Below are 23,151 nucleotides of genomic sequence, written 5' to 3' on the forward strand. Positions count from 1 at the left end.
GGTTCTAACGAATTGAGGCCGGCAATGTGAAGGCCGCGCGAGGAAGGGGGCCGGAGCCCCCTTCCTGCAACGGTCGAACGGGTCAGGAACCCGCGTAGCGGGTGAACTGCTTGCCGTTCAGGATGGCGTCCTGCAGCTCGCTGCGACGGGTGTCGTTCAGCGGAACCAGGCCACGCTCGTTGAGGTAGCCGCCGGAGCTCAGGGCGGCGTCGCTCATGTACTCTTCGATGAACTCGTTCAGGCCCGGAATGACGCCGCGGTGGGCGTTCTTCACGTAGAAGAACAGCGGACGCGACACACCGTAGTCGCCCGATTCGATGGTCTCGAAGCTCGGGGCGACGCCGCCGACCTTGGCGCCCATCAGCTTGTCCTGGTTCTCGTAGAGGAACGAGAAGCCGAAGATGCCGTAGGCGTTCGGGTCAGCGTCCAGACGCTGCACGATCAGGTTGTCGTTCTCGCCGGCCTCGATGAACGGGCCGTCCGTGCGCATGCGCTCGCAGACCGACTTGTGCTCGTCCTTGGACAGGGCCTTGACGGCCTCGAACTCGCCGCAGCCTTCTTCCATCACCAGCTCGACCCAGGCGTCACGGGTGCCGGAGGTCGGGGGCGGGCCGTACACCGTGATCGGGGTGCTCGGCAGCTTGGCGTTGATCTGGTTCCAGGTGGTGTACGGATTGTCGACGATCTTGCCGTCGACCGGAACCTTGGCGGCCAGGGCGAGGAACAGCTGGGCCTTGGACACATCCATGTCGGGACCCTTGCGGGAGTGAGCCAGCGCGATGCCGTCGAAGCCGATCAGGGCTTCGGAGACGCTGTCCACGCCATTCGCCTGGCAGTTCTCCCACTCGGACTTCTTCATGGCGCGCGAGGCGCCGGTGATGTCCGGATGGCCTTCGCCGATGCCGCCGCAGAAGATCTTCATGCCGCCGCCGGTGCCGGTCGATTCCACGACCGGAGCCGCGTTGCCGGTCTTGTTGGCGAACTCTTCCGCCACAGCCTGGGTGTAAGGGAACACGGTCGAAGAGCCGACAATGCTGATGCGGTCGCGGGCTTCCGCAGCGCCTGCAAAGGCCACCGCGACGCCAGCCGTCAGTAGAACTTTCCTGATCACTTTCTTTCTCCTTGCTCAGAAAGGCAGGGCGACCCGTATAGGCCGAGCATGACAGGATTATTACAGTCCGGTGCGACAGTTTCGGGGCTTTGGATTCCAGCCTGTTAGCAGGTGCGGCAGGGAATCTGGCGTGTGGGCGTGATACCCGCCGGCGGGCGGAATCGACTCGCTCGTCCGAGCGCGGTGCGTCAGCCCGGGGCGAGTGGAAGCTCGACGGTGAAGGTCGAGCCTTCGCCCTCGACCAACTCGATCCTGAGCCGGCCGCGGTGGCGGTTCACGACATGCTTGACGATGGCCAGACCGAGCCCGGTCCCGCCCGCGGCGCGGCTGCGTCCCTTGTCGACCCGGTAGAACCGTTCGGTCAGCCGCGGAATGTGCTCCCTGGGGATGCCGCCGCCGCAGTCGGCCACAGATACAAGGGCGGCATTGTCGCGCGCCAGCCCCTTCACGCGGACCGTGCTGCCCGGGTCGCCATACTTGACCGCGTTGTCGACCAGGTTCTGGAACAGGCGGGAAAGTTCGTGCGCGTCGCCGGCGACCAGGATCGGGTCGGGGATGTCGACCTCGATCTGAACCTCCCTTTCCTGCGCGATCAGCCGGCCCGAATCGACCACGCCGCTGATGACATCGCGCAGATCGGCGATGCCGGATGGCGGGCGGTGCTCGTTCATCTCGATCCGGCTGAGCGAGAGCAGATCGTCGACGATACGGGCCATGCGCCGGGCCTGCTCGTCCAGGATGGCGAGGAAGCGCTTCTGGGCCTCCGGGTCGTTGCGAGCGGCGCCGTTCAGGGTCTCGACGATGCTGAGGACAGAGGCCAGCGGCGTGCGGAGTTCATGGCTGACATCGGCCACGAAGTCCGATCGCACCTCGCGCAGCCGCTCGGTGTCGGTCATGTCGTCCAGCATGACGATGAAGGTGCGCGGCCCCGATGGTGGCGCAGGCAGGCTTTCGATGCGGGCGCGCAGCAGCCGGTTGACCGGATGGCGGATGCGGAACTCGACGGTCTCGCCGGAACCGCTGCGGATGACCCGGGCAATGGCGGCCAGGATCTCGGGATTGCGGATCGCGGTGGCGAAATCCTTCCCCGGCGATGCGGGCCCGAGCAGATCGCGCGATGACAGGTTGAGGAAGCGGATGCGCCGGTCCTCGTCGAACAGCATGACCGGCATCTGCAGACCGTCGAGGACGGCCCTGAGGGCGGCGTCGTCGGCGGCGGCGCGGGCGTCGGCGGTTTCCCGCACCTCGCGGACCGACTCGTTGCGCACCCGCCACTGGTGCGACAGCAACTGCCGCAACACGATGGCGAACAGACCGCTGAGGCCCAGCCAGCAGATCAGCGCCGTCGAAGGTGATACGTCCGTATTGGCCGCGAAGCCGCCGAGAATGGCGCCCAGCGGCAGACTGAGCAGCAGAAGATATCCGGCAAACCGGCCCGGATAAGGCAGGATCGGCTGCTCCCCGGCATTCCGGTTCCAGTTCATCGTCTCAGCCACTCCGGACGTCTCCCCTTCACGGCTCGCATATCAGTTATCTTGTGCGCGCGGGCACCGTTTCAGCCGATTCGGGTATGTGTGCCTTCTGAATGTTGCAAAATCATGCCAGATTCACGGCAGTGGGGGGTGTTTCTGATGAAGCAGCTTAAGACCGAACGCGACGGCCCTGTTCTTCTGGTCAGGTTCGACAATCCGCCGAAGGGCTACATGGACGGCGGCACGCTGGACGATCTGGAGGCGCTGACGCTGGAGATCGACCGCGACGACAGCATCCGCGCCGCTGTCTACACAGGCGCCGATCCGGCGACCTTCATCTATCATTTCGACACCAACGTCCTGTCGGACATGGCCGACGGGATGCGCGCCAAGGGCATGCAGTTCTCCGCGGACAAGCTGCTGCCGGAGCGGAATATCGACACCGTCTTCGGCCGCATCGCCGCCAGCCCGAAGCCGCACATCGCCGCCATCAACGGCAACTGCATGGGCGGCGGGCTGGAATTCGCGCTCGCCTGCGATCTCAGATTCGCGAAGGCCGGCGACTACCGCATGGGCCAGATCGAGATCGCGCTCGGGATCCTGCCGGGCGCCGGCGGCGTTGTCCGGACGGCGAAGATGATCGGCGCGGCTAAGGCGATGGAACTCTGTCTGCTGGGCGAGGCCTTCGGGCCGGCCGACGCGCACAGGCTCGGCCTGGTCAATGACGTCATCGAAGGTGACGTGGTCGCCCATGCCATGGATGTGGCGCAGCGTATCGCCGCCCATGCGCCCCTTCCCGTTCAGCACATCAAGCGGATCGCCCGTGCGGCGAACGAGCCCGGCGACCGCGACGCATTGGCGCTGGAGCGCACGCTGTTCCTGGATCTGCTTGTCCAGGACGAGGCGGTGAACAATCTGGGCGCCTACAACCGCGGAGATCTGAAGCTCACCGACCGGAAAGGCTGACCCCGACATGCAGGCCTATGCGCACGAGTTCCTCCCCCAGGACCGGGTGATCTGGGGGCGGCCGGCAGCGGACGCTGTCGCCGACGAGATGGAACGGCGCGGTGCGCGGCGGGTGTTCGTTGTGTCGAGCCGGACGCTCAATCGAAAGACAGACGTCATCGGGAGGATCGAGGCGAAGCTCGGCGATCGCCTTGCGGGCGTCTTCGACGAGATCGCGGAGCACACGCCGCGAACCTCGGTTATGGCGGCGCTGGCGGCGGTGCGCGCGGCGGAGCCGGACCTGATCGTGTCGGTCGGCGGCGGCACACCGATCGACGCGGTGAAGGTGCTGCTGGTCTGTCTCGCGATGAATGTCCGCGAGATCGGCGACATGGACGCGTGCCACATGCGGGTGCTGGAGGACGGCAGCCGCTTCGTTCCCGACGTCCCGCCGCCGCCCATCCCGCACATCGCCGTGCCGACCACGCTGTCCGCGGCGGAATTTTCCAATCTGGGCGGCTGCACGGATACCGAACGCAAGATCAAGCACGGCTACACCGCCCGCGGCATCAATCCGGCGACTGTGATCCTGGACCCGGAAGCGACGCTGCACACGCCGGACTGGCTCTGGCTCTCGACCGGCATCCGGGGCGTCGATCATGCGGCCGAGGGCATCTGCGCCGTCGAACCGTCGCCGATGGTGGACGGTTGCAGCCTGCAGGCGCTGCGCCTCTTTTCCGAAGCGCTGCCGGCGACCAAGCGGAACCCGTCCGATCTTGAGGCGCGGCTGGCCTGCCAGCAGGCGGCATGGCTGTCCGGATCGGGCATTCTCAGGGTGCAGTACGGCGCCAGCCACGGCATCGGCCACAGCCTCGGCGCCGTGACCGGCATGAGCCATGGCCACACCTCCTGCGTCATGCTGGCGCCGGTGCTGCGCTACAACCGCAGCCACACCGAAGCGCGCCAGCAGTGGATCGCCGAGGCCATGGGCCGCAGCGACGGTGATGCGTCCGCCGCGGTCGCCGGTCTGGTGACATCGCTGGACCAGCCGTCGTCCCTGTCGTCGATGGATGTGAAGCGCGATCAGGTCGATGACATCGTCGCGGGCGCGATGCAGAACCTGTGGGTCCGCACCAATCCCCGGCCGATCGACCGGCCGGAGCAGGTCCGCGAAATCCTCGAGATGGCCTGGTAGCGGCATGGGCGAGATCGACCTCTACGACCGGCATCCCATCAACGCGGCGCAGATTCTCGATACCGTCCGCGCCGAGGGGAAGGACACGGGCCGGCTGCGGCCAGGGGATCTTCGGCCCCACGACCAGGATCACTATGGCGGCGTCGAGGTCGTGCACCAGCTGGCCGACGCGGCGGGGATCGGCGAGGGCGACGTCGTCGCCGATGTCTGCGCCGGGATGGGCGGCCCGGCGCGGCTGATCGCGGAGACCCGGCGGACGCGGCTGGTGATCGGGCTGGACTACAACTGGAGCCGTTGCAGCGGCGCGGCCCGGCTCAACGACATGGTCGGCATGGCGGAGCGCGTGGCCATGGTCCGCTGCGACGCACAGGCATTGCCGCTTGGCGAGGGCTCTCTGGACGCCGCCGTCAGCCAGGAAGCGCTGCTGCACATCCCCGACAAGCGGCGCGTTCTGGATGGCGTGTTCCATGCCCTGAAGCCGGGCGGCCGATTCGTCTTTACCGACGTGATCGCCGCCGGCGGGCTGTCGGACGACGAACGCAGGCATCTGGCCGAGGACGGCATGCAGATGGTCAGCCTTCAGAGCGCGGACGAGTACCGGACGATGGCGTCGGCGGCCGGGTTCGCCATTGTCCGGTCCGACGACCTCTCGGATGACTGGAAGGCGATCCTGACCGAGCGTCTGGAGATGTACCGGCGCATGGAGGCGGCGACCGAGAAGGTGCACGGGGCGGACGCGCACAGGCGCTACATGGATCCCTATGCATTTTTCGTGGGACTCGTGCAGCAGGGCCGGCTGGGCGGAATCCGGATGGTTCTGGAGCGTCCCGTCATATAGGTCAGTAATTCTGACCAATTATTGACTTTGCGGGAGGTCGTAAGTACCTTCCAATGATGCATCCGTATCGCATGGGGAGTTCCTGATGAGCCTTGCCGAGGTAACGCTCGACGACAAGTACGAGCTGGAAGAAGGGCGTGTCTTCATCACCGGCACGCAGGCGCTGATCCGCCTGCCCATGATGCAGCGACAGCGCGACGTTGCCGCCGGTCTCAATACCGGCTGTTTCATCTCCGGCTACCGCGGCTCACCGCTTGGCACCTACGACCAGCAGCTCTGGCAGGCCGACAAGTTCCTGAAGAAGAACCACATCCATTTCCAGTCCGGCGTGAACGAGGATCTGGCGGCGACCGCGGTCTGGGGATCGCAGCAGACCAACCTCTACCCGACGGCCAAGTATGACGGCGTCTTCGCCATCTGGTACGCCAAGGGGCCGGGCGTCGACCGCTCGCTCGACGTGCTCAAGCACATGAACTCGGCCGGCATGTCGAAGCATGGCGGCGTGCTGCTTCTGGCCGGCGACGACCATGGCGGCGTGTCCTCCACCCTGCTGCACCAGTCCGAGCATGTCTTCGCGTCGGCTATGATTCCGGTGCTGAATCCGGCGAATGTGCAGGAGTACCTGGACTTCGGCCTGCTGGGCTGGGCCATGAGCCGCTATGCCAGCGTCGCCGTGGGCTTCAAGTGCGTGTCCGAGACTGTGGAGAGCGCGGCCAGCGTGTACATCGATCCGCACCGGGTGCAGATCAAGGAGCCGGATTTCGAGATGCCGCCGGGCGGCCTTTCGATCCGCTGGCCCGACGACCGCTTCGAGGAAGAACGCCGCCTGCACCGCAACAAGGTCTACGCGGCGCTCGCCTTCGCCCGCGCCAACGGCATCGACAAGACGGTGATCGACAGCCCGAAGCCCCGCATCGGCATCATGACCACCGGCAAGTCCTATCTGGACGTGATGCAGGCGCTGGAGGATCTCGGCATCACCGACGAGGTCGCCTCCGAGATCGGCCTGCGCGTCTACAAGGTCGGCATGCCCTGGCCGCTGGAGCCGGAGGGCGCCCGCCACTTCGCCGAAGGCCTGGAAGAGGTCATCGTCATCGAAGAGAAGCGCGCCCTGATGGAGAACCAGCTCAAGGAGCAGCTCTACAACTGGCGCGAGGATGTGCGCCCGCGCGTCGTCGGCAAGTTCGACGAAAACCGCAACTGGATGTTCCCGAGTCACGGCGAACTGAAGCCGTCAGAGATCGCGCTCCACATCGCCGATCGCCTGAAGCCCTTCTTCACCTCGCCGGAAATCGAGGACCATGTGGAGTTCTTCAAGCGCAAGCAGCGCGTCGTCGAGGTCGTGACCCAGGACAAGGGCGGCGAGCAGAAGCTGGAGCGGACGCCGTATTTCTGCTCGGGCTGCCCGCACAACACCTCGACCCGCGTGCCCGAAGGCAGCCGCGCCACGGCCGGCATCGGCTGTCACTTCATGTCGGTGTGGATGAACCGCGAAACCTCGACCTACACCCAGATGGGCGGCGAGGGGACGCCCTGGATCGGCCAGGCGCCCTTCACCGAGGACAAGCACATCTTCGCCAATCTGGGCGACGGCACCTATTTCCACTCCGGCCTGCTGGCGATCCGCGCCTCGGTCTCGGCCGGTGTGAACATCACTTACAAGATCCTGTTCAACGACGCGGTCGCTATGACCGGCGGCCAGCGCCATGACGGTCAGCTGACCCCGATGCAGATCGCCGATCAGGTGAAGGCCGAGGGCGTCACCAAGCTGGTGGTCGTGACCGACGAGCCGGACAAGTATCCGGCCGGCTCTTTCCCGAGCGGCACCGACGTCTTCCACCGCTCGGAACTGGACGAAGTGCAGAAGATGCTGCGCGACACGCCCGGCTGCACGGCGATGATCTATGACCAGACCTGCGCCGCCGAGAAGCGTCGCCGCCGCAAGCGCGGCACCTTCCCGGATCCGGCGAAGCGCGCCTTCATCAACACCGATGTCTGCGAAGGCTGCGGCGACTGTTCGGTGAAATCGAATTGCGTCTCGGTGGAGCCGCACGAGACCGAGCTCGGCCGCAAGCGCAAGATCAACCAGTCGAGCTGCAACAAGGACTTCAGCTGCGTCAACGGCTTCTGCCCCAGCTTCGTGACCATCCATGGCGGCGATCTGCGCAAGCCCAAGGCGGCGACCGCGGCGAAGAAGAAGAGCAGCGGTGACATCTTCGCCGACCTGCCGGCGCCCGAGACGGCGTCGGTCGAGGACGATCCGTTCGGCATTCTGGTGACCGGCATCGGCGGCACCGGCGTTCTGACCGTCGGCGCGCTGCTCGGCATGGCCGCGCATCTGGAAGGCAAGGGCGCGACCGTCCTCGACTACACCGGCCTGGCGCAGAAGAACGGCGCCGTGATGAGCAGCATCCGCATCGCGAAGCGGCCCGAGGACATCAAGGCGGTCCAGATCGCGACCGGCGGGGCCAATCTGGTGCTGGGCTGCGACATGGTCGTGGCGGCCTCCGACAAGGCCCTGGGCACCATGGAGAACGGCGGCACCCGCGCCATTGTCAACAGCCACCTGGCGCCGACGGCGGCCTTCACGCTGAACCCGGACCTGAAATACGGTCCGAGCGCCATGCAGGACGCCATCAAGGAAGCGGCCGGCGGCAACCAGACCGAGTTCGTCGATGCGACCCGGCTGGCCACCGCGCTGATGGGTGACAGCATCGCCACCAACCTTTTCATGCTGGGCCTCGCGTTCCAGCGCGGCCAGCTGCCGGTCGGCGAGGAAGCGCTGATGCGCGCCATCGAGCTGAACGGCGTCGCCGTCGCCATGAACAAGGAAAGCTTCAACTGGGGCCGCATGGCCGCCTACGACATCGACCGGGTCGAGAAGGCGGCGGCGCCGGCGGCGCAGGTTCTGCCCTTCCACAAGCCGCTCACCGATATCGAGGACATCATCGAGCATCGCCGCGAGCTGCTGACGAAGTACCAGAACAAGGCCTATGCCGATCACTACGAGGATCTGGTCCGCGAGGTCCAGAAGGCCGAGCAGTCGCGCGGCGGCGGCTTCACCGGCCTCGCCGAGGCGGTGGCGAAGAACTACGCCAAGCTGATGGCCTACAAGGACGAGTACGAGGTCGCGCGTCTCTACACGGACGGCAACTTCCTGCGCCAGATCCGCCAGACCTTCGATGGCGACTACAAGCTGCGTTTCCACCTGGCGCCTCCGGGCATCACGCGGCCGGACCCGGAGACGGGCAAGATCGAGAAGATGGAGTTCGGTCCCTGGATCATGCCGGTGTTCCGTGTGCTGGCGAAAATGAAGGGTCTGCGCGGCGGCAAGTTCGACATCTTCGGACGGACCGAGGAGCGCAGGCGCGAGCGTGAGCTGATCGTCGAGTACGAGGTGATCGTGCGCGAGATCGTCCAGAAGCTCTCGGCGGAGAACTACATCCATGCGCTGGAACTGGCGAAGCTGCCGGAACAGATCCGCGGTTTCGGTCACATCAAGGACCGCAACATCGAGACCGTGAAGCGCCGCGAGCAGGACCTGCTGTCGGCCTTCCGCAATCCGGCGAAGGCGGCCCAGTCGGTCCAGGCGGCGGAGTAGACGGACGTTCGTGGAATTCTGTCGCTGTCACCCCCGCCTTGTGCGGGGGTCAGGAGCGGCTTCGCCGCAAGGTCGATGACCGACCGGATGCCCGCATGAAGCGGGCATGACGGGCGGCGGCTGTCCTCAGCCCTCCGGCTCGATCAGCCACTTCGCCTTCACGCTGACGGGCTGGTGCTCGTAGCCGAGCCGGTCGTAGAAGCCGAGCGCGGCGTCGTTGGTGTCGCGGACCATCAGTTCGATCTTGGGGCAGCCCCGGTCGCGCAGCCAGTCCTCGGCGGCGCGCATCAGCGTCGCCGCGATCCCGCGGCCCCGCATCGCCGGGGCGCTGGCCAGGTAGTAGACCCAGCCGCGGTGGCCGTCATAGCCGGTCATGACCGAGCCGACGACCTGATCGTCCTGGCAGATGACGAAGATGGTGGAGCCGGGGTTCGACACAGCCCGCTCGATATCCGCGTCCGGGTCGTTCCAGGGGCGCGTCAGACCGCAGTCGGTCCAGAGCGCGACCAGGCCGTCCCGCATCGCCGCCTCGTAGGGGCGGACCGGCGGCAGGGGCTCAGTTGATGCCGACGGCATCGCCGAGGGTCGGGCCGATCTCGGCGTTCAGGACCAGATCCGCGAACACGTCGAGATCGGTCGGGTCGCGGTTCAGGATGACCAGCTGGGAGCCGTTCTCCTTGGCCACGCGGGGGAAGCCGGCGGCCGGATAGACCACCAGCGAGGAGCCGAGGACGATGAACAGGTCGGCCTGCAGGGTTTCTTCCTCGGCGCGCCGCATCTCGTCGACCGGCATGCTCTGGCCGAAGGAGATGGTGGCGGTCTTCACGATGCCGCCGCAGAAGATGCAGGAGGGCAGGGTCTCGTCGCGCTCGAAGGCCTCGCGAATCTCGGCCAGTTCCTTGCGCGTGCCGCAGTCGAGGCATTTGGCGTAGGTCGAGTTGCCGTGCAATTCGATCACCTTCTCGTCGGGCACGCCGGACGCCTGGTGCAGACCGTCGACATTCTGGGTGATGACCGAACTGGCGCGGCCATCGCGGATCAGCTTCTCGACCGCCCGGTGGCCGCGGTTCGGCTCGGCGGCCTGGAAGGTGCCCTCCATCCCGAACTTGCGCCGCCAGGATTCCTTGCGCATCTCCTCGGATCGCATGAAATCGCGGAAGTCGATGGGCTGGAACTTGGTCCAGAGACCGCCCGGCGAGCGGAAGTCGGGAATGCCCGATTCCGTCGAGATGCCGGCGCCGGTGAAAAAGACGATGCGCTTCGCCCCGGCGATCATCTCGCTCAGTTCCTGGACCTGGGCGGGATCGGGGAAGCCGTCGCTCATCAGCCCTGTCCGGTCTGGGACCTGAGGCGCTCCAGCAGGGTTTCGACCTGGCCCGTCTGGGCGATGACGGAGGCGAATTCCGAACGGTGGGTCACCGCCATGCTGACGCCTTCGACATAGACGTCGACGATGCGGTTCTCGCCATTGCGGTTCAGCACCCGCCAGTCGACCTTCAGGTCGGGGCCGCCCGGGTCCTTCACCACCGACTTGACCATGACCTCGTCATCGTTGAGGCGCTGCTCGCCGGTGACCGCGAAGGTCTGGCCGGAATAGGCGTTCAACCGTGAGGCGTAGGTCGAGATGATGTACTTGTGGAACAGGTTCACGAACTCGTCGCGCTGCTCCGCCGTGGCCGTGCGCCAGTAGCGGCCCAGCACGATCTGCGCGACCAGCGGCACGTCGAAGCCCTCGTCGAACAGCGCCTCGAACTTCTTCTGCTTGTCGTCTGTCGTGTCGGCGCCGTTGGCGACGATGCCGATCGCCTGACCGCCCAGCCGCTCGATCAGCGCTGCCGGCTCTTCCGCTGCGACCGCCTGGAAGGACATCACGAGCATGATGCAGATCGGGCCAAGTACCCGGCTCGCAAGCGCATTCATCATTTCTGGTGCTCCCGTTAGAACCGTCTCTGGATGTGGTCGCATTTCTGCGGCGAGGCAAGCTTTTGCAGTCCGCCGCCTCTGTGCCCACACCCCATCGTGACGTCAACCCCCGGCGGGTCTCTACCACGGGTCGGTCGGACCCGGCAAAGCCGCGATCACACCGGCTGTTGTTTTCCGCTTTCATGTCGCATATAAAGATATCGTTATGTCTGTCGCGGAAGCGACAAGTGGAGGTCGCAGCACCTTGGATGCGCGCGTCGAACCGAACGGCCTGCCGGCAGAGTCTCTCGTCACGGTCCTGAAGACCGCGGGCGATCCGACGCGTCTGCATCTGCTGATGCTCTGCAGGCTGTGCGACCTGTCGGTCAGTGAACTGACCTGGATTCTCGACCAGAGCCAGCCGCGCGTCTCGCGCCATCTCAAGCTGCTCTGCGATGCGGGCCTGCTGGAGCGCTACACCGAGGGCAATTGGGTCATCTACCGGCATGCCATGTCCGAGGCCGCGTCGCAGATCGGCGAAGCTCTGGTGGCCATCCTCGATACCGCCATGGATCCGACCGCCACCTATCTGGAGCGGCTGGACGAGGTGCGGGCGAAACGCAGCGAACGCGTGCAGGCCTTCTTCTCGAAGAACGCCGAACAATGGGCCGAGCTCAGCCGTCTTCAGGTGTCGGAGCGCGAGGTCGAGACGGCGCTGCACGGTGTTCTGGGGCCGGGCGCCATCGGATCGCTGCTCGATCTCGGCACCGGAACGGGCCGGCTCCTGGCTATTCTGGCAGGCCGTGCCGAACGGGCGGTCGGGGTCGACGTGAATGCCGAGATGCTGGCAGTGGCGCGGCAGACGCTCGACCGGCCCGACCTGAGGCACGTGCAGGTCCGGCAGGCGGACATTCACAGCCTGCCGTTCCGGCGGGGCAGCTTCGACCTGATCACCGCGCACCAGGTGCTGCACTATCTGGACGACCCCGACCGGGTGGTCCGGGAGGCGGCGCGTGTTCTGGCGCCGGGCGGGCGGCTGGTCATCGCCGACCTGCTGCCGCACGAACTCGAACACCTGAAGACCGAGCAGGCGCACCGCCGGCTCGGCTTCGACGACCGGGAGATCAGCGCCTGGTTCCGGACCGCCGGACTTGAGCCTGGCGCTGCCGTGAAACTGACGGGCCGGCCGCTGCCGGTCGGCGTCTGGTCGGCCACCAAACCTTCCGCGGAGAACGGGGAATAACCATGCAGATCGACATCATACCCTCCGATACCGCCGGCCTTGAGCTGTCGGCGGAGTTCTTCCCGCCGAAGACCGAGAAGGCCGCGCGCTCGGCGCGCGCCGCTTCCGAGGCGCTGCGCCGTTTCGGGCTGACCTTCTGCTCGGTGACCTACGGCGCAGGCGGCAGCAATCAGACCGGCACCCTCGATACCGCCATCGACCTCGCCGAAGGTGCGGGTTCCGAACCGGCGGCGCATCTGACGGCGGTCGGCGCGGCGCGGGAGACTGTCGACGCCGTCGCCCAGGGATTCTGGCAGGCCGGCATCCGCCGCATCGTGGCGCTGCGCGGCGACCCGCAGGGCAATGGCGGGCGCTATCAGGCGCACCCGCAGGGCTATGCCAATGCCGCGGCGCTGACCGAGGGGCTGCGGCGGCTGCACGAGTTCGACATCTCGGTCGCCGCCTATCCCGAGAAGCATCCGGAATCGCCCTCGGTGGATGCCGATATCGACAATCTGAAGGCGAAGTTCGACGCCGGCGCCGACCGCGCCATCACCCAGTTCTTCTTCGACCCTGAAATCTACCTGCGCTTCCGCGACCGTCTCGCGGCCCGTGGCGTCTGGCGCTCGGTGGTGCCCGGCATCCTGCCGATCCGCAATCTGGAGCAGGTGCAGAAGTTCGCCGCGGCCTGCGAGGCCACGATCCCGGAGACGGTGCTGGCCCGGTTCGAGCGCTGCACCAGCGACGCCGACCGTCGGAACGTGGCCATCGACCAGGCGCATGCGCTCTGCGAGCGGCTGATGCGCCACGGCGTCCGCGATTTCCACTTCTACACCCTGAACAAGGCCGACATGACGGCTGCGATCCTCGACCGGCTGATCGGCAGCGCCGATGCAGACCGGGCGATGACCGCCGCTGCCGCCATGGCCGCCCGGCCCGCCGAAGCCTGAACGAAGAGACCCTGATACATGAGTGAGTTGTTGGACGCGCTGTCGCGCGAAGTGCTGCTTTGTGACGGCGCCATGGGCAGCCGGGTCCAGGTCATGGACCTGGATCTGGAAGCCGATTTCCGGAACTGCGAGAACTGCACAGAGATCCTGAATCTGACCTGGCCGGACGTGGTCCGCGACATCCACCGCGGCTATTTCGAAGCCGGGTCGGACATCGTGCAGACCAATTCCTTCGGTGGATCGCCGATCACGCTCCGCGAGTTCGACCTGCAGGACCAGGCGGCCGAGATCAATCGCCGCGCCGCCGAGCTGGCGCGCGAGGTGGCTGACGAGCTCTCGACGCCGGAGCGGCCGCGCTACGTGTTCGGCTCCATCGGACCGGGCACCAAGCTGCCGAGCCTCGGCCATATCGGCTATGACGAACTGGAGGCGGGGCTGACCCTGCAGGCGGCGGCCCTGATCGAGGGCGGCGTGCACGGCCTGCTGATCGAGACCTGCCAGGACACGCTGCAGGTGAAGGCGGCGGTCAACGGCGCCAAGAAGGCCCGGCGCGAGGCCGGGTCCGACGTGCCGATCTTCGTGCAGGTCACCGTCGAGACCACGGGCTCCATGCTGGTCGGCGCCGACATCGCAGCGGCGGCGACAGTGCTCGATTCTCTTGGCGTGGACGGCATCGGCCTCAACTGCGCCACCGGGCCGAAGGAAATGGCCGAGCATGTGCGCTGGCTGACCGCGAATGTCGGCAAGCCGGTTTCCGTGCAGCCCAATGCCGGCCTGCCGGAACTGGTCAACGGCCAGACCAGCTATCCGTTGTCGCCGTCCGACCTCGCGCTCTGGCTGAAGCGTTTCGTCGGCGAGGAGGGCGTCGGGCTGGTCGGCGGCTGCTGCGGCACGACGGTCGAACACATCGCCGCCCTGGACGCGATGCTGCAGGAACTCGGCGAGGGCCGCCGGCGGCCGGCGCCGAAGTCGCGCCAGACCGAATGGACGCCGTCCATCGCCTCGCTGTTCCAGCAGACGCCGCTTCGGCAGGAGAATGCTGTGCTGGCCGTGGGCGAGCGCTGCAACGCCAATGGTTCGAAGAAGTTCCGTGAACTGCAGGCGGCCGAGAACTACGACGCCTGCGTCGCCATGGGCCGCGATCAGGAAGGCGAGGGCAGCCACGCCATCGACCTCTGCACCGCCTATGTCGGCCGCGACGAGGTCCGCGACATGTCCGAGGTGCTGACCCGCATGCGCGGCGCGGTGACGGCGCCGCTGGTGGTCGATTCAACCGAGCTCAACGTGCTTGAGGAGGCGCTGAAGCTCTATGGCGGCAAACCGATCATCAATTCCTTCAACTTCGAGGACGGCGAGGAGCCGGCGGACCGCCGCATCGAGCTGGCGAAGCGCTTCGGCGCGGCGATCATCGGCCTGACCATCGACGAGGACGGGATGGCCAAGACCGTCGAGGACAAGCTGCGCGTCGCCCACCGGCTGCACGATTTCGCGACCGCGCACGGCCTGCCGTCGTCCGACCTGATGATCGACCCGCTGACCTTCACCATCTGCACCGGCAACGAGGACGACCGGAAACTGGGGCTCTGGACGCTGGACGCCATCGAGGGGATCGCCCGGGAACTGCCCGACTGCCAGATCCTGCTTGGGCTCTCCAACATCTCCTTCGGCCTGAACGCCGCCGCCCGCCATGTGCTGAACTCGGTGTTCATGGACCACGCGCAGAAGCGGGGCATGACCGCCGCCATCGTCCATACCTCCAAGATCATGCCGCTGCACCAGATCCCGGAGAACGAGGTCAAGGCCGCCGAGGACCTGATCTACGACCGCCGCCGCGAGGGTCATGACCCGCTGGAAGCCTTCATGGAGATCTTCCAGGACCGGAAGGTGAAGAAGACCGTCAAGCAGCGGGCCGAGACCGTCGAGGAACGGCTGAAGGACCGCATCGTCGACGGCGACGGCGAGGGGCTGACTGCCGATCTCGACGAGGCGATGGAGACCATCCCGCCGCTGGACATCATCAACGAGCACCTGCTCGACGGCATGAAGGTGGTCGGCGAGCTGTTCGGCGCGGGCAAGATGCAGTTGCCCTTCGTGCTCCGCTCGGCCGAGGTGATGAAGGCCGCCGTGGCGCATCTCGAGCCGCACATGGAGAAGACCGAGGGTCAGCAGAAGGGCACCATCGTCCTCGCCACCGTGAAGGGCGACGTCCATGACATCGGCAAGAACCTCGTCGACATCATCCTGACCAACAACGGCTACCGGGTCGTCAATCTGGGTATCAAGCAGCCGCTGGACGCAATTCTGGAGTCGGCCGAGAAGGAGAAGGCTGACGCGATCGGCATGTCCGGCCTGCTGGTGAAATCGACCGTCATCATGAGGGAGAATCTCGAGGAAATGGCACGCCGGCAGGTCCGTACCCCCGTCATCCTGGGCGGCGCGGCGCTGACCCGGAAATATGTCGAGGAAGACTGCCTGCAGGCCTATGGCGGCAATGGTGTGGCCTATGCCCGGGATGCCTTCGACGGCCTCAATCTGATGAACAAGGTGAAGAACCGCGCCTTCGACAAGCATGTCGAGGAGGCCTCCGAGACCCGGGCGCAGCGGCCGTCATCCCGCAAGGCTGTGGGGCGGCCGTCATCGGGCGCCGAGCGTCCTGTCGACTACGACGAGGTCAGCCTGCGGCGGAGCGAACTGCACCGCGACGCCGAGAAGATCGAGCCGCCGTTCTGGGGCGCGCGGGTGCTCGAAGGCGTGCCGTCGAAGACGCTGCTGCCCTATCTGAACGAGACCATGCTGTTCCAGTTCCAGTGGGGCTTCCGCAAGGCCGGGCGCGACCGCGGCGACTATCTGGAATGGGCCGCGAAGGAAGTCCGTCCGATCCTGCACGACATGCTCGCCCGGACCCAGAAGGAGGACATCCTGCAGCCGCGCGCGGTCTACGGCTACTGGCCGGCTGCGAGCGAGCGCGACGATCTCGTGCTCTACGATCCCGACAGCGGTGCGGAGAAGGCGCGCTTCTCGCTGCCGCGCCAGAAGCGTGAAGGCGGGCTCTGCATCGCCGATTTCTTCCCCGAGGCGACGACCGGCGAGAAGGGCGTGATCGGGCTGCAACTGGTCACGATGGGCAGCAGGGCGTCCGACGTGGCGCGCGAATGGTTCGCCGCCGACCGTTATCAGGACTACCTCTACCTGCACGGCCTCTCGGTCGAGATGGCCGAGGCGATGGCGGAATACGTCCACACCCGCATCCGCAGCGAACTCGGCTTCGCGGCCGAGGACGATCCGGACATGCGCAAGCTGCTGAAGCAGGGTTATCGCGGCTCGCGCTACAGCTTCGGCTACCCCGCCTGCCCGAATCTCGAGGACCAGTCGCAGATTCTCGACCTGCTGGACGCCGGCCGGATCGGCGTCGAGATGGCCGAAGAGGGACAGCTGCACCCGGAGCAGTCCACCTCCGCCATCGTGGTCCTGCACAAGCAGGCGAAATACTTCTCGGTGTGAGGTTGTCTCGCGCCTCCGGAGCCTCCCCCTGGCAGGGGGAGGCCGGCGCGCAGCGACGGGTGGGGGTCGGCTGCGTTGATGGAACAATGGCAGGCGCCTGAGCTGCTCCCACCCCCACCCAACCCTCCCCCTCGGAGGGGGAGGGCCTCTCAGAAGTCGTGTCCCTTGCCCTACACCAACCCGACCGGCGGCAGCAGGCGACTGGCGGCGAGGCGGGCGAAGCGCAGCGTGACGGCCTTGCGCCGGGCGGCGGTGAGTTTCTCCAGCGGGGAGTCGCGCAGGAAGGCGCCGCCATGGGCGTCGGCGACGATCAGGCCGCATTCCGCCGGGATCAGTTCCTTCGGGAAGTCGGTCGGGACGGCGAAGAAGAAGCGGTCGCAGAACTCCAGATAATCGCCCCACTTGGCGTCCGAGCGGAAATCGGCGACCGACGACTTCACCTCGACGATCCAGATGTCGCCGTCCTTGCCGAGCGCCACCACGTCGGCGCGGCGGCCGTTCTTCAGCGTCATCTCCCTGATCGACGGCCGGTCATGTTCCGCCATCAGCCGCATCACGCCGCGGGCGATGGCGTCGCCGTAGAGCCGATCCTCGGCGGCCTCACTCATCGGGACAACCGGCCGCGAGGTCATGGAACCACGGCGACAGGGGTGCGAGAACGGCCGAGCGCCCGGCCCAGTCGCCGGCCCGGTTGGCCGTGCGCCGGAAGGCCGCCGCCGTCGAGCCCACCTTGTCCTGGCTGAGCACCTCCTGCCAGTCCCGCCAGCCGCCCTTTTCCGCCCGCTTGGTCAGGATCAGCGCCAGCCGGACCGACATGTGCAACGTGCCGAAACACAGCAGGTACTGCTCCGCGGCATGCCTTTCGCCATCGGACGTTTCGGGCGCCAGGGCCGCGAGAGCCTCGTTCACGCCCGGCCCGTCCGCCGGTGCGAATTCATCGCCGAGCAGCCATCCGGCATCGTCCAGCGGATCGCGCACGCCGCAATGCTCCCAGTCGAACCAGCGGATCGCGCCGTCATCGCAGAGCATGGCGTTGGCCGGCCGGGCGTCCCACTTGACCAGCGCGGTCCTGCGCGGCGTCAGCAGCCGGGCCGCGGTCTCCATGTCGAAGGCCGGCGGCGGCAGTCCGGCGCCGGCGCCCAGTCGGGCCGGCATGCCGGCAAATCCCTGCCGCCAGGCCTCCGAAGCACCCAGCGTGGCGAGCCGGCCGGCGATCCCGGACCCTGCCGCGGCGGCATGGATGGCGGCAAGCGACTGGAGCGCTGCCGTCATCAGCGCCTGCTGGTCGGCGCCGGCGTCCCAGAGCGCCTCGGTCAGACGCCGGCCGCCCAGATCCTGCTGGAAGATCCAGGCGCCGCGCCGGGCGACAAGACCCGGGACCGGTGCATCGGCTTCCGACAGCCGTGTCAGAACCTCGGCTTCCAGCCGCGCCCGCTGCTCGCTCGGCCGGAGCGAGGCGATCACCGACTCGTTGCCTGAGACGAAGCGGATGGCGCGCGCTGACGACCCGGTCGGGCGGCTGTGGCTGTCCGGCGGCCGCCCCAGAATTTCGGTGATCAGCCGTTCGGCCTGCTCGATACGCGCGTTCATTGTTTCAGTTTCGTTCCTGTCTCCGCCTGCGGCAAGGGTGCACTTTGCGACTCCCTGACGACACATGAATTTGTCCTGAATCTGCAACAGCGTCCCCCTCGAGTCCCAGAAAATGACAGGTGCAGAACCGGGTGTCGGGTACATGACGACGTCTGAGAGACGCGCAGCCCTGATCGTCGCTTCGCTCAGGCGGATCAGGAATAGTCAAATGATTTCAATGAAATAGGATTTCTTCGTCGCGCCGCCGCGCGTCTCTTCCCTTCGGGGGCGGGTATCCCGATGACCTCAGGCTCAATCTGCACGCGTTTTCCGGCACTTGTGATCACTTCCGGGGTTTGTGGCACACCATTTGCTGCGGAACGGTCAGACATATCCCCCGACCCCGGATACAGCGAGACCATGGGCAAGTACGACGACGACGACTGGAAGGACGAGAAGGGTTCGAACGGCTCCGGCGGTTCGAAGGGCTCGAAGTCCTCTGACGGCTCCAAGGGTTCTGACAGCTCGAAGGGTTCTGACAGCTCGAAGGGTTCGAACGGCTCCGGCGGTTCGAAAGGCTCCAAGGGTTCGGACGGCTCCAAGGGTTCGGACGGCTCCAAGGGTTCGGACGGCTCGAAGGGCTCCAAATCCTCCGACGGTGCGACCGGTTCGGGCGGCTCCAAGTCCTCCGACGGTTCGACCGGTTCGGGCGGCTCCAAATCTTCTGACGGTTCCAATGGCTCCGGCGGCTCCAAGTCTTCTGGCGGCTCGAACGGTTCTGACGGTTCGAATGGCTCCGATGGCTCCAAGGGTTCCAAGTCCTCCGATGGCTCGAATAGTTCCGGCGGTTCGTATGGCTCCGACGGTTCGTACGGCACCGGCGGTTCGAAGGGTTCGGACGGCTCCGAAGGTTCCTATTGCGATACGGTTCCGGGCGGCGACGACACCACGCCTGGCGGTGGCGATGAAGAGGATTGCGGTTGCGCCGATGACGATTCGATCGATTTCGACGAATACCTGACCGGCGGCATCGGCGATGACGAGATTCTCGCCGACGGCGGCAATGACACCGTCGAGGGCGGTGCAGGCAACGATCTGATCTTCGGCGGCAAGGGCGACGACACCCTGTTCGGCGACGGTGGCGCGGCTGTCACCGGCGAAACCGCCCTGTCCCAGGGTGCGGACGGCACCTGGGACGTTGCCGGCCTCGGCGAGATCACCATCACCATGGACTATCTCGGCGGTTCCGCCGATTTCGGTTCCAGCTTCGGCTTCTATCTGGCGGACGGCAGCGGCACCCCGGTCTCCGGCCAGATCGTCAAGGCGAACGTCAAGACTTCCGATGCGGCCGAAGGCGCCGACGTCTTCACCTTCACGCTCGACGCTGCCGCCCTCGGCGGCGCCTCGAAGCTCGGCTTCTTCCTGATCCCCAATGGCGGCAATCTCAATCCGGACCTCGCCGACGGCGACGCAGTGACCTTTGCCGACAACGGCAGCGGCGAGCTGCAGGCCCTCGACGGCGGCGTGCCGGTGGCGGCTGCCGGCGGCCATGGTCCGGTCTTCTTCTCGGGCCAGGCGCTCAACGGCGACGGCCTCGACCACGAGACCGACAATGAACTGGGCGGCAACTCGAACTGGGAAGACCTGGAGAACGGCGGCGACGGCGACTTCAACGACGTCAACTGGCAGATCGACATCGTCACCCCGAACACCGGTTCGTTCGACGACACCATCAACGGCGATTGCGGCGACGACGTCATCGACGGCCAGCAGGGCAATGACGTCCTGAACGGCGGCGACGGCTACGACACCGTCCAGGGCGGCGACGGCAACGACGTGCTGTCCGGCGGCCGAGATGCGGACGTGCTGGACGGCGGCGCGGGCATCGATACCGCCGACTATTCCGGCGCGCAGGGCACGGTGCTGGCCAGCCTGCATCACGGCATTGCCGAGAAGGACGGTGATGGCGGGATCGACAGCCTCGAGAACATCGAGAACCTGAACGGCTCGGCCTTCAACGACAGCCTGTTCGGCAATTCGGGCGCCAACGTCATCAATGGCGGCGATGGCAACGACACCATCGACGGCTTCGGCGGCGCCGACACCATCGACGGCGGCGCCGGCGCGAACACCGTCAGCTTCCAGAGCGCCGGCGGCGGCATCGTCGCGGCGCTGCAGAACAACCGCTTCGTGGATGCCGACGCCAACGAGGGCGTGCTCAACGGCGTCCAGGGCGTGTGGGGTTCCGACTTCGACGACACGATCACGGGCGATCTTGGCGACAACACGCTGGTTGGCGGCGGCGGCAATGACGATCTCCGCGGCCTCGACGGCAACGACCTGATGTTCGGCGACGGTACTGCGAACGGCTACGGCGACGGCAACACGCTGATCGTGAACGCCCACGGTTCGCCGCTGGACGGAATCTTCCCCGAGATGCAGGTCTCTGTCGGCGGCGTCGTGGTCGGCACCGTGACCGTGACCCAGTCGCTGACGGCCTACGCCTTCGACATCTCCGGCCTGACCGACATCGAGCGTGCGGGCGAAGTCCGGATCGACTTCCTGAACGACGCCTGGGACGAGATCACCCACGAGAATTCCTTCGGCCCTGATTGCGACGAGGACCGCAATCTCTTCGTCGAATTGATCGAGTTCAACGGCGCGACCACCGACGCATCCGAAGGCGAGCTGACCTACGATCCGGCGCAGTTCCGGGGCTACCAGAGCGGCGCGGCCAATTTCGATGCCGCCGACATCGAGACCGAACTGAACGACGAAGGCGGCGACCGCCCGAACGGCGGCAACGTCTATACCGGCGCGGTGATCTTCGCGGCCCTGCCGGTGCTGGTCGATGACGGCTTCCCCAACAACGACTTCGTCGGCGGCGGCGACGGTGACGACACCCTTTTCGGCGGCGTAGGAAGCGACTGGGTCTTCGGCGGCAACGGCTTCGATCTGCTGTTCGGCGGCGCCGGCAACGACACGGTCTGCGGCTTCGACGATGACGACACCGTCTTTGGCGGCTGGGGCGACGATTTCGTCGAAGGCAATGCGGGCAACGACACCGTCTATGGCGGCTTCGGCAATGACCGCGTGGCCGGCAACGAAGGTGACGACATCCTCTATGGCGAGGAAGGCGACGACGACATCAATGCCGCCGAGGGCGACGACCTGGTCTATGGCGGCATCGGCAACGACACGGTCGAGGCCGGCGACGGTGCCGACACGGTCAATGGCGAGGATGGCGACGACCTGCTGGAAGGCAATGGCGGCGACGACCTGCTGTTCGGCGGCACGGGCAACGACTCGCTGGTCGGCGAGGCCGGCAACGACGTTCTGGACGGCGGCATCGGCAACGACACGCTGAAGGGCGGTCTGGGCCTCGACACCCTTCTGGGCGGCGACGGCAACGACTTCCTGGATGGCGGCGAGGACGATGACAGCCTCTTCGGCGGCGCGGGCGTCGACACACTCCGCGGCAGCGCCGGTGCGGACAATCTCGACGGCGGCGAGGGCGACGACCTGGTCAAGGGCGACGACGGCAACGACACCGTCGCCGGCGGCGCGGGCAATGACTTCGTTTCCGGCGGCGAGGGCGACGACGAGGTCTCCGGCGGCGACGGCAACGACAAGCTGGAAGGCAACAACGGCAACGACCTTGTCGATGGCGGTGACGGCGACGACACCGTGCGCGGTCACAACGGCGCCGACACCATCCTGGGCGGCCTCGGCGCCGACTTCATGGAAGGCGGCGCCGGAAACGACCGGGCCGAGGGCGGCGCGGGCAACGACGTGATCCGCGGTGACAGCGGCGTCGACGAGTTGTTCGGCGACGATGGCGACGACGTGCTGCGCGGCGGCAGCGACGGCGACTTCCTGTTTGGCGGTCTGGGCGCCGACTTCATGGTGGCCGACGGCGGCGATGACCGTGTCGAGGGCGGCGAGGGCGACGATTTCCTGCGAGGCTCCGGCGGCAACGACACGCTGCTGGGCGGCGAGGGCGCCGACAATCTGCGCGGCAACAACGGCAACGACGAACTGCACGGCGAGGACGGCGACGACTTCGCCGACGGCGAGGATGGCGACGACACCATTTTCGGCGGCCTGGGCGACGACGTCCTGCGCGGCAATGACGGCATCGACTCGATCGAGGGCGGCGAAGGCAACGACCAGCTGCGCGGCGGACTGGACGGCGACTTCCTGTTCGGCGGCGAAGGCAACGACTTCATCAACGCCGATGGCGGCGACGACTTCATCGATGGTGGCGACGGCGACGACGAACTGTTCGGCGCGGGCGCCAACGACACCATCTTCGGCGGCGCCGGCAACGACAAGATCCGCGGCCAGGTGGGCGCGGACGAACTCGACGGCGGCGCGGGCGACGACTTCATCACCGGCGATCAGGGCGACGACCGCATCTTCGGCGGCGACGGCAATGACGATCTGCGCGGCAATGTCGGCTTCGACACGCTGAATGGCGGCAACGGTTCCGACACCATGTTGGGCGGCGCGAACCAGAAGGACTTCTACGAGTTCGCCCGCCGCACCGACCTGGAAGCCAATGACGATCAGATCATCGATTTCGGCGCCGGCAACGTGCTCGATATCCTGGGCGTCGACGACCGCTCCGAACTCGGTTTCGAGAACCTCGGCGGCGGCGTGGTGCGCATCAGCTTCCTGGACGGCAACGGCACGATCACCTTCGACAGCTCGGCCGTCACCGACGTCAATCTGGTTGGCGGGTCGACCCAGGCCTTCGCACTGGCCCAGAACGGCGGCGGCGTCGACTTCTTCGACGATGAGAACAACCTCTTGTTCACCATCTGATGGTTGACTACATAAATA

At 66.6% G+C, this 23,151-nt stretch carries 15 protein-coding genes; 8 read left to right on the forward strand and 7 right to left on the reverse strand.

The genetic code is table 11. The features are described 5' to 3' along the window. Positions 1-82: 82 nt before the first annotated feature. The gene (locus ACMVY4_RS08390; RefSeq protein WP_416900280.1) at positions 83-1,108 is read right to left on the reverse strand and encodes a substrate-binding domain-containing protein; all 1,026 of its coding nucleotides are present in this window, start codon (positions 1,106-1,108) and stop codon (positions 83-85) included. Positions 1,109-1,299: 191 nt separating this feature from the next. Beyond that, positions 1,300-2,607, reverse strand: coding sequence for an ATP-binding protein (locus ACMVY4_RS08395; protein WP_416899709.1), 1,308 nt, complete (start codon positions 2,605-2,607; stop codon positions 1,300-1,302). A 135-nt stretch (positions 2,608-2,742) separates the two neighbouring features. Here ACMVY4_RS08395 and ACMVY4_RS08400 point away from each other — a divergent pair, with 135 nt between their 5' ends. From ACMVY4_RS08400 to ACMVY4_RS08415, 4 genes are all read left to right on the forward strand, one after another. After that, positions 2,743-3,549, forward strand: coding sequence for an enoyl-CoA hydratase/isomerase family protein (locus tag ACMVY4_RS08400; protein ID WP_416899710.1), 807 nt, complete (start codon positions 2,743-2,745; stop codon positions 3,547-3,549). Between the two features lie 7 nt (positions 3,550-3,556). Continuing rightward, positions 3,557-4,723 (forward strand): iron-containing alcohol dehydrogenase, encoded by a 1,167-nt coding sequence (locus ACMVY4_RS08405; RefSeq protein WP_416899711.1) that lies wholly within the window; start codon positions 3,557-3,559, stop codon positions 4,721-4,723. A gap of 4 nt (positions 4,724-4,727) precedes the next feature. Further along, positions 4,728-5,561, forward strand: a complete 834-nt coding sequence (locus tag ACMVY4_RS08410; protein WP_416899712.1) for a class I SAM-dependent methyltransferase — start codon at positions 4,728-4,730, stop codon at positions 5,559-5,561. 85 nt (positions 5,562-5,646) lie between these two features. Beyond that, a complete protein-coding gene (locus ACMVY4_RS08415) occupies positions 5,647-9,162 on the forward strand; it encodes an indolepyruvate ferredoxin oxidoreductase family protein (RefSeq protein WP_416899713.1) in 3,516 nt (1,171 codons plus the stop codon). 126 nt (positions 9,163-9,288) lie between these two features. Here ACMVY4_RS08415 and ACMVY4_RS08420 read toward each other — a convergent pair whose 3' ends face one another. Genes ACMVY4_RS08420 through ACMVY4_RS08430 form a run of 3 tightly spaced genes read right to left on the reverse strand, consistent with a single transcriptional unit; the run spans position 9,289 to position 11,085 of the window. Then, positions 9,289-9,738 carry a GNAT family acetyltransferase gene (locus ACMVY4_RS08420; protein WP_416899714.1) on the reverse strand — a complete coding sequence of 150 codons (450 nt, stop codon included), beginning with the start codon at positions 9,736-9,738 and terminating at the stop codon, positions 9,289-9,291. Continuing rightward, positions 9,719-10,486, reverse strand: a complete 768-nt coding sequence (locus ACMVY4_RS08425; protein WP_416899715.1) for an SIR2 family NAD-dependent protein deacylase — start codon at positions 10,484-10,486, stop codon at positions 9,719-9,721. Before ACMVY4_RS08425 ends, ACMVY4_RS08420 begins: the two co-directional genes overlap by 20 nt. Then, positions 10,486-11,085 carry an MlaC/ttg2D family ABC transporter substrate-binding protein gene (locus tag ACMVY4_RS08430; protein ID WP_416899716.1) on the reverse strand — a complete coding sequence of 200 codons (600 nt, stop codon included), beginning with the start codon at positions 11,083-11,085 and terminating at the stop codon, positions 10,486-10,488. The genes ACMVY4_RS08425 and ACMVY4_RS08430 overlap by 1 nt, the downstream gene beginning before the upstream one ends. A gap of 244 nt (positions 11,086-11,329) precedes the next feature. On the opposite strand from ACMVY4_RS08430, the gene ACMVY4_RS08435 reads away from it, so the two are divergent. From ACMVY4_RS08435 to metH, 3 genes are read left to right on the forward strand one after another with little or no spacing between them, the layout of a single operon-like run. Continuing rightward, a complete protein-coding gene (locus ACMVY4_RS08435) occupies positions 11,330-12,307 on the forward strand; it encodes an ArsR/SmtB family transcription factor (protein ID WP_416899717.1) in 978 nt (325 codons plus the stop codon). 2 nt (positions 12,308-12,309) lie between these two features. Further along, positions 12,310-13,236 (forward strand): methylenetetrahydrofolate reductase, encoded by a 927-nt coding sequence (locus ACMVY4_RS08440; protein ID WP_416899718.1) that lies wholly within the window; start codon positions 12,310-12,312, stop codon positions 13,234-13,236. 18 nt (positions 13,237-13,254) lie between these two features. Beyond that, the gene (gene metH, locus ACMVY4_RS08445) at positions 13,255-16,737 is read left to right on the forward strand and encodes a methionine synthase (protein ID WP_416899719.1); all 3,483 of its coding nucleotides are present in this window, start codon (positions 13,255-13,257) and stop codon (positions 16,735-16,737) included. A gap of 170 nt (positions 16,738-16,907) precedes the next feature. Here the strand turns inward: metH and ACMVY4_RS08450 are convergent, their stop codons facing one another. Beyond that, positions 16,908-17,345, reverse strand: coding sequence for an MmcB family DNA repair protein (locus ACMVY4_RS08450; protein ID WP_416899720.1), 438 nt, complete (start codon positions 17,343-17,345; stop codon positions 16,908-16,910). Then, on the reverse strand, positions 17,338-18,327 hold the full coding sequence (locus ACMVY4_RS08455; RefSeq protein ID WP_416899721.1) for a phosphotransferase: 990 nt from the start codon (positions 18,325-18,327) through the stop codon (positions 17,338-17,340). Before ACMVY4_RS08455 ends, ACMVY4_RS08450 begins: the two co-directional genes overlap by 8 nt. Before the next feature lie 399 nt (positions 18,328-18,726). On the opposite strand from ACMVY4_RS08455, the gene ACMVY4_RS08460 reads away from it, so the two are divergent. Next, positions 18,727-23,133 (forward strand): calcium-binding protein, encoded by a 4,407-nt coding sequence (locus tag ACMVY4_RS08460; RefSeq protein ID WP_416899722.1) that lies wholly within the window; start codon positions 18,727-18,729, stop codon positions 23,131-23,133. The last annotated feature ends 18 nt before the right edge of the window (positions 23,134-23,151 follow it).

This window comes from Minwuia sp., assembly GCF_048007105.1.
Lineage (GTDB): Bacteria > Pseudomonadota > Alphaproteobacteria > Minwuiales > Minwuiaceae > Minwuia.

What these genes read in the sequence shown, in the direction of transcription:
- ACMVY4_RS08400 (WP_416899710.1), top strand. Translation starts at nt 2,743, where the DNA reads ATGAAGCAGCTTAAGACCGAACGCGACGGCCCTGTTCTTCTGGTCAGG.
- ACMVY4_RS08405 (WP_416899711.1), top strand. Translation starts at nt 3,557, where the DNA reads ATGCAGGCCTATGCGCACGAGTTCCTCCCCCAGGACCGGGTGATCTGG.
- ACMVY4_RS08410 (WP_416899712.1), top strand. Translation starts at nt 4,728, where the DNA reads ATGGGCGAGATCGACCTCTACGACCGGCATCCCATCAACGCGGCGCAG.
- ACMVY4_RS08415 (WP_416899713.1), top strand. Translation starts at nt 5,647, where the DNA reads ATGAGCCTTGCCGAGGTAACGCTCGACGACAAGTACGAGCTGGAAGAA.
- ACMVY4_RS08420 (WP_416899714.1), bottom strand. Translation starts at nt 9,738, where the DNA reads ATGCCGTCGGCATCAACTGAGCCCCTGCCGCCGGTCCGCCCCTACGAG.
- ACMVY4_RS08425 (WP_416899715.1), bottom strand. Translation starts at nt 10,486, where the DNA reads ATGAGCGACGGCTTCCCCGATCCCGCCCAGGTCCAGGAACTGAGCGAG.
- ACMVY4_RS08430 (WP_416899716.1), bottom strand. Translation starts at nt 11,085, where the DNA reads ATGATGAATGCGCTTGCGAGCCGGGTACTTGGCCCGATCTGCATCATG.
- ACMVY4_RS08440 (WP_416899718.1), top strand. Translation starts at nt 12,310, where the DNA reads ATGCAGATCGACATCATACCCTCCGATACCGCCGGCCTTGAGCTGTCG.
- metH (WP_416899719.1), top strand. Translation starts at nt 13,255, where the DNA reads ATGAGTGAGTTGTTGGACGCGCTGTCGCGCGAAGTGCTGCTTTGTGAC.
- ACMVY4_RS08450 (WP_416899720.1), bottom strand. Translation starts at nt 17,345, where the DNA reads ATGAGTGAGGCCGCCGAGGATCGGCTCTACGGCGACGCCATCGCCCGC.
- ACMVY4_RS08455 (WP_416899721.1), bottom strand. Translation starts at nt 18,327, where the DNA reads ATGAACGCGCGTATCGAGCAGGCCGAACGGCTGATCACCGAAATTCTG.
- ACMVY4_RS08460 (WP_416899722.1), top strand. Translation starts at nt 18,727, where the DNA reads ATGGGCAAGTACGACGACGACGACTGGAAGGACGAGAAGGGTTCGAAC.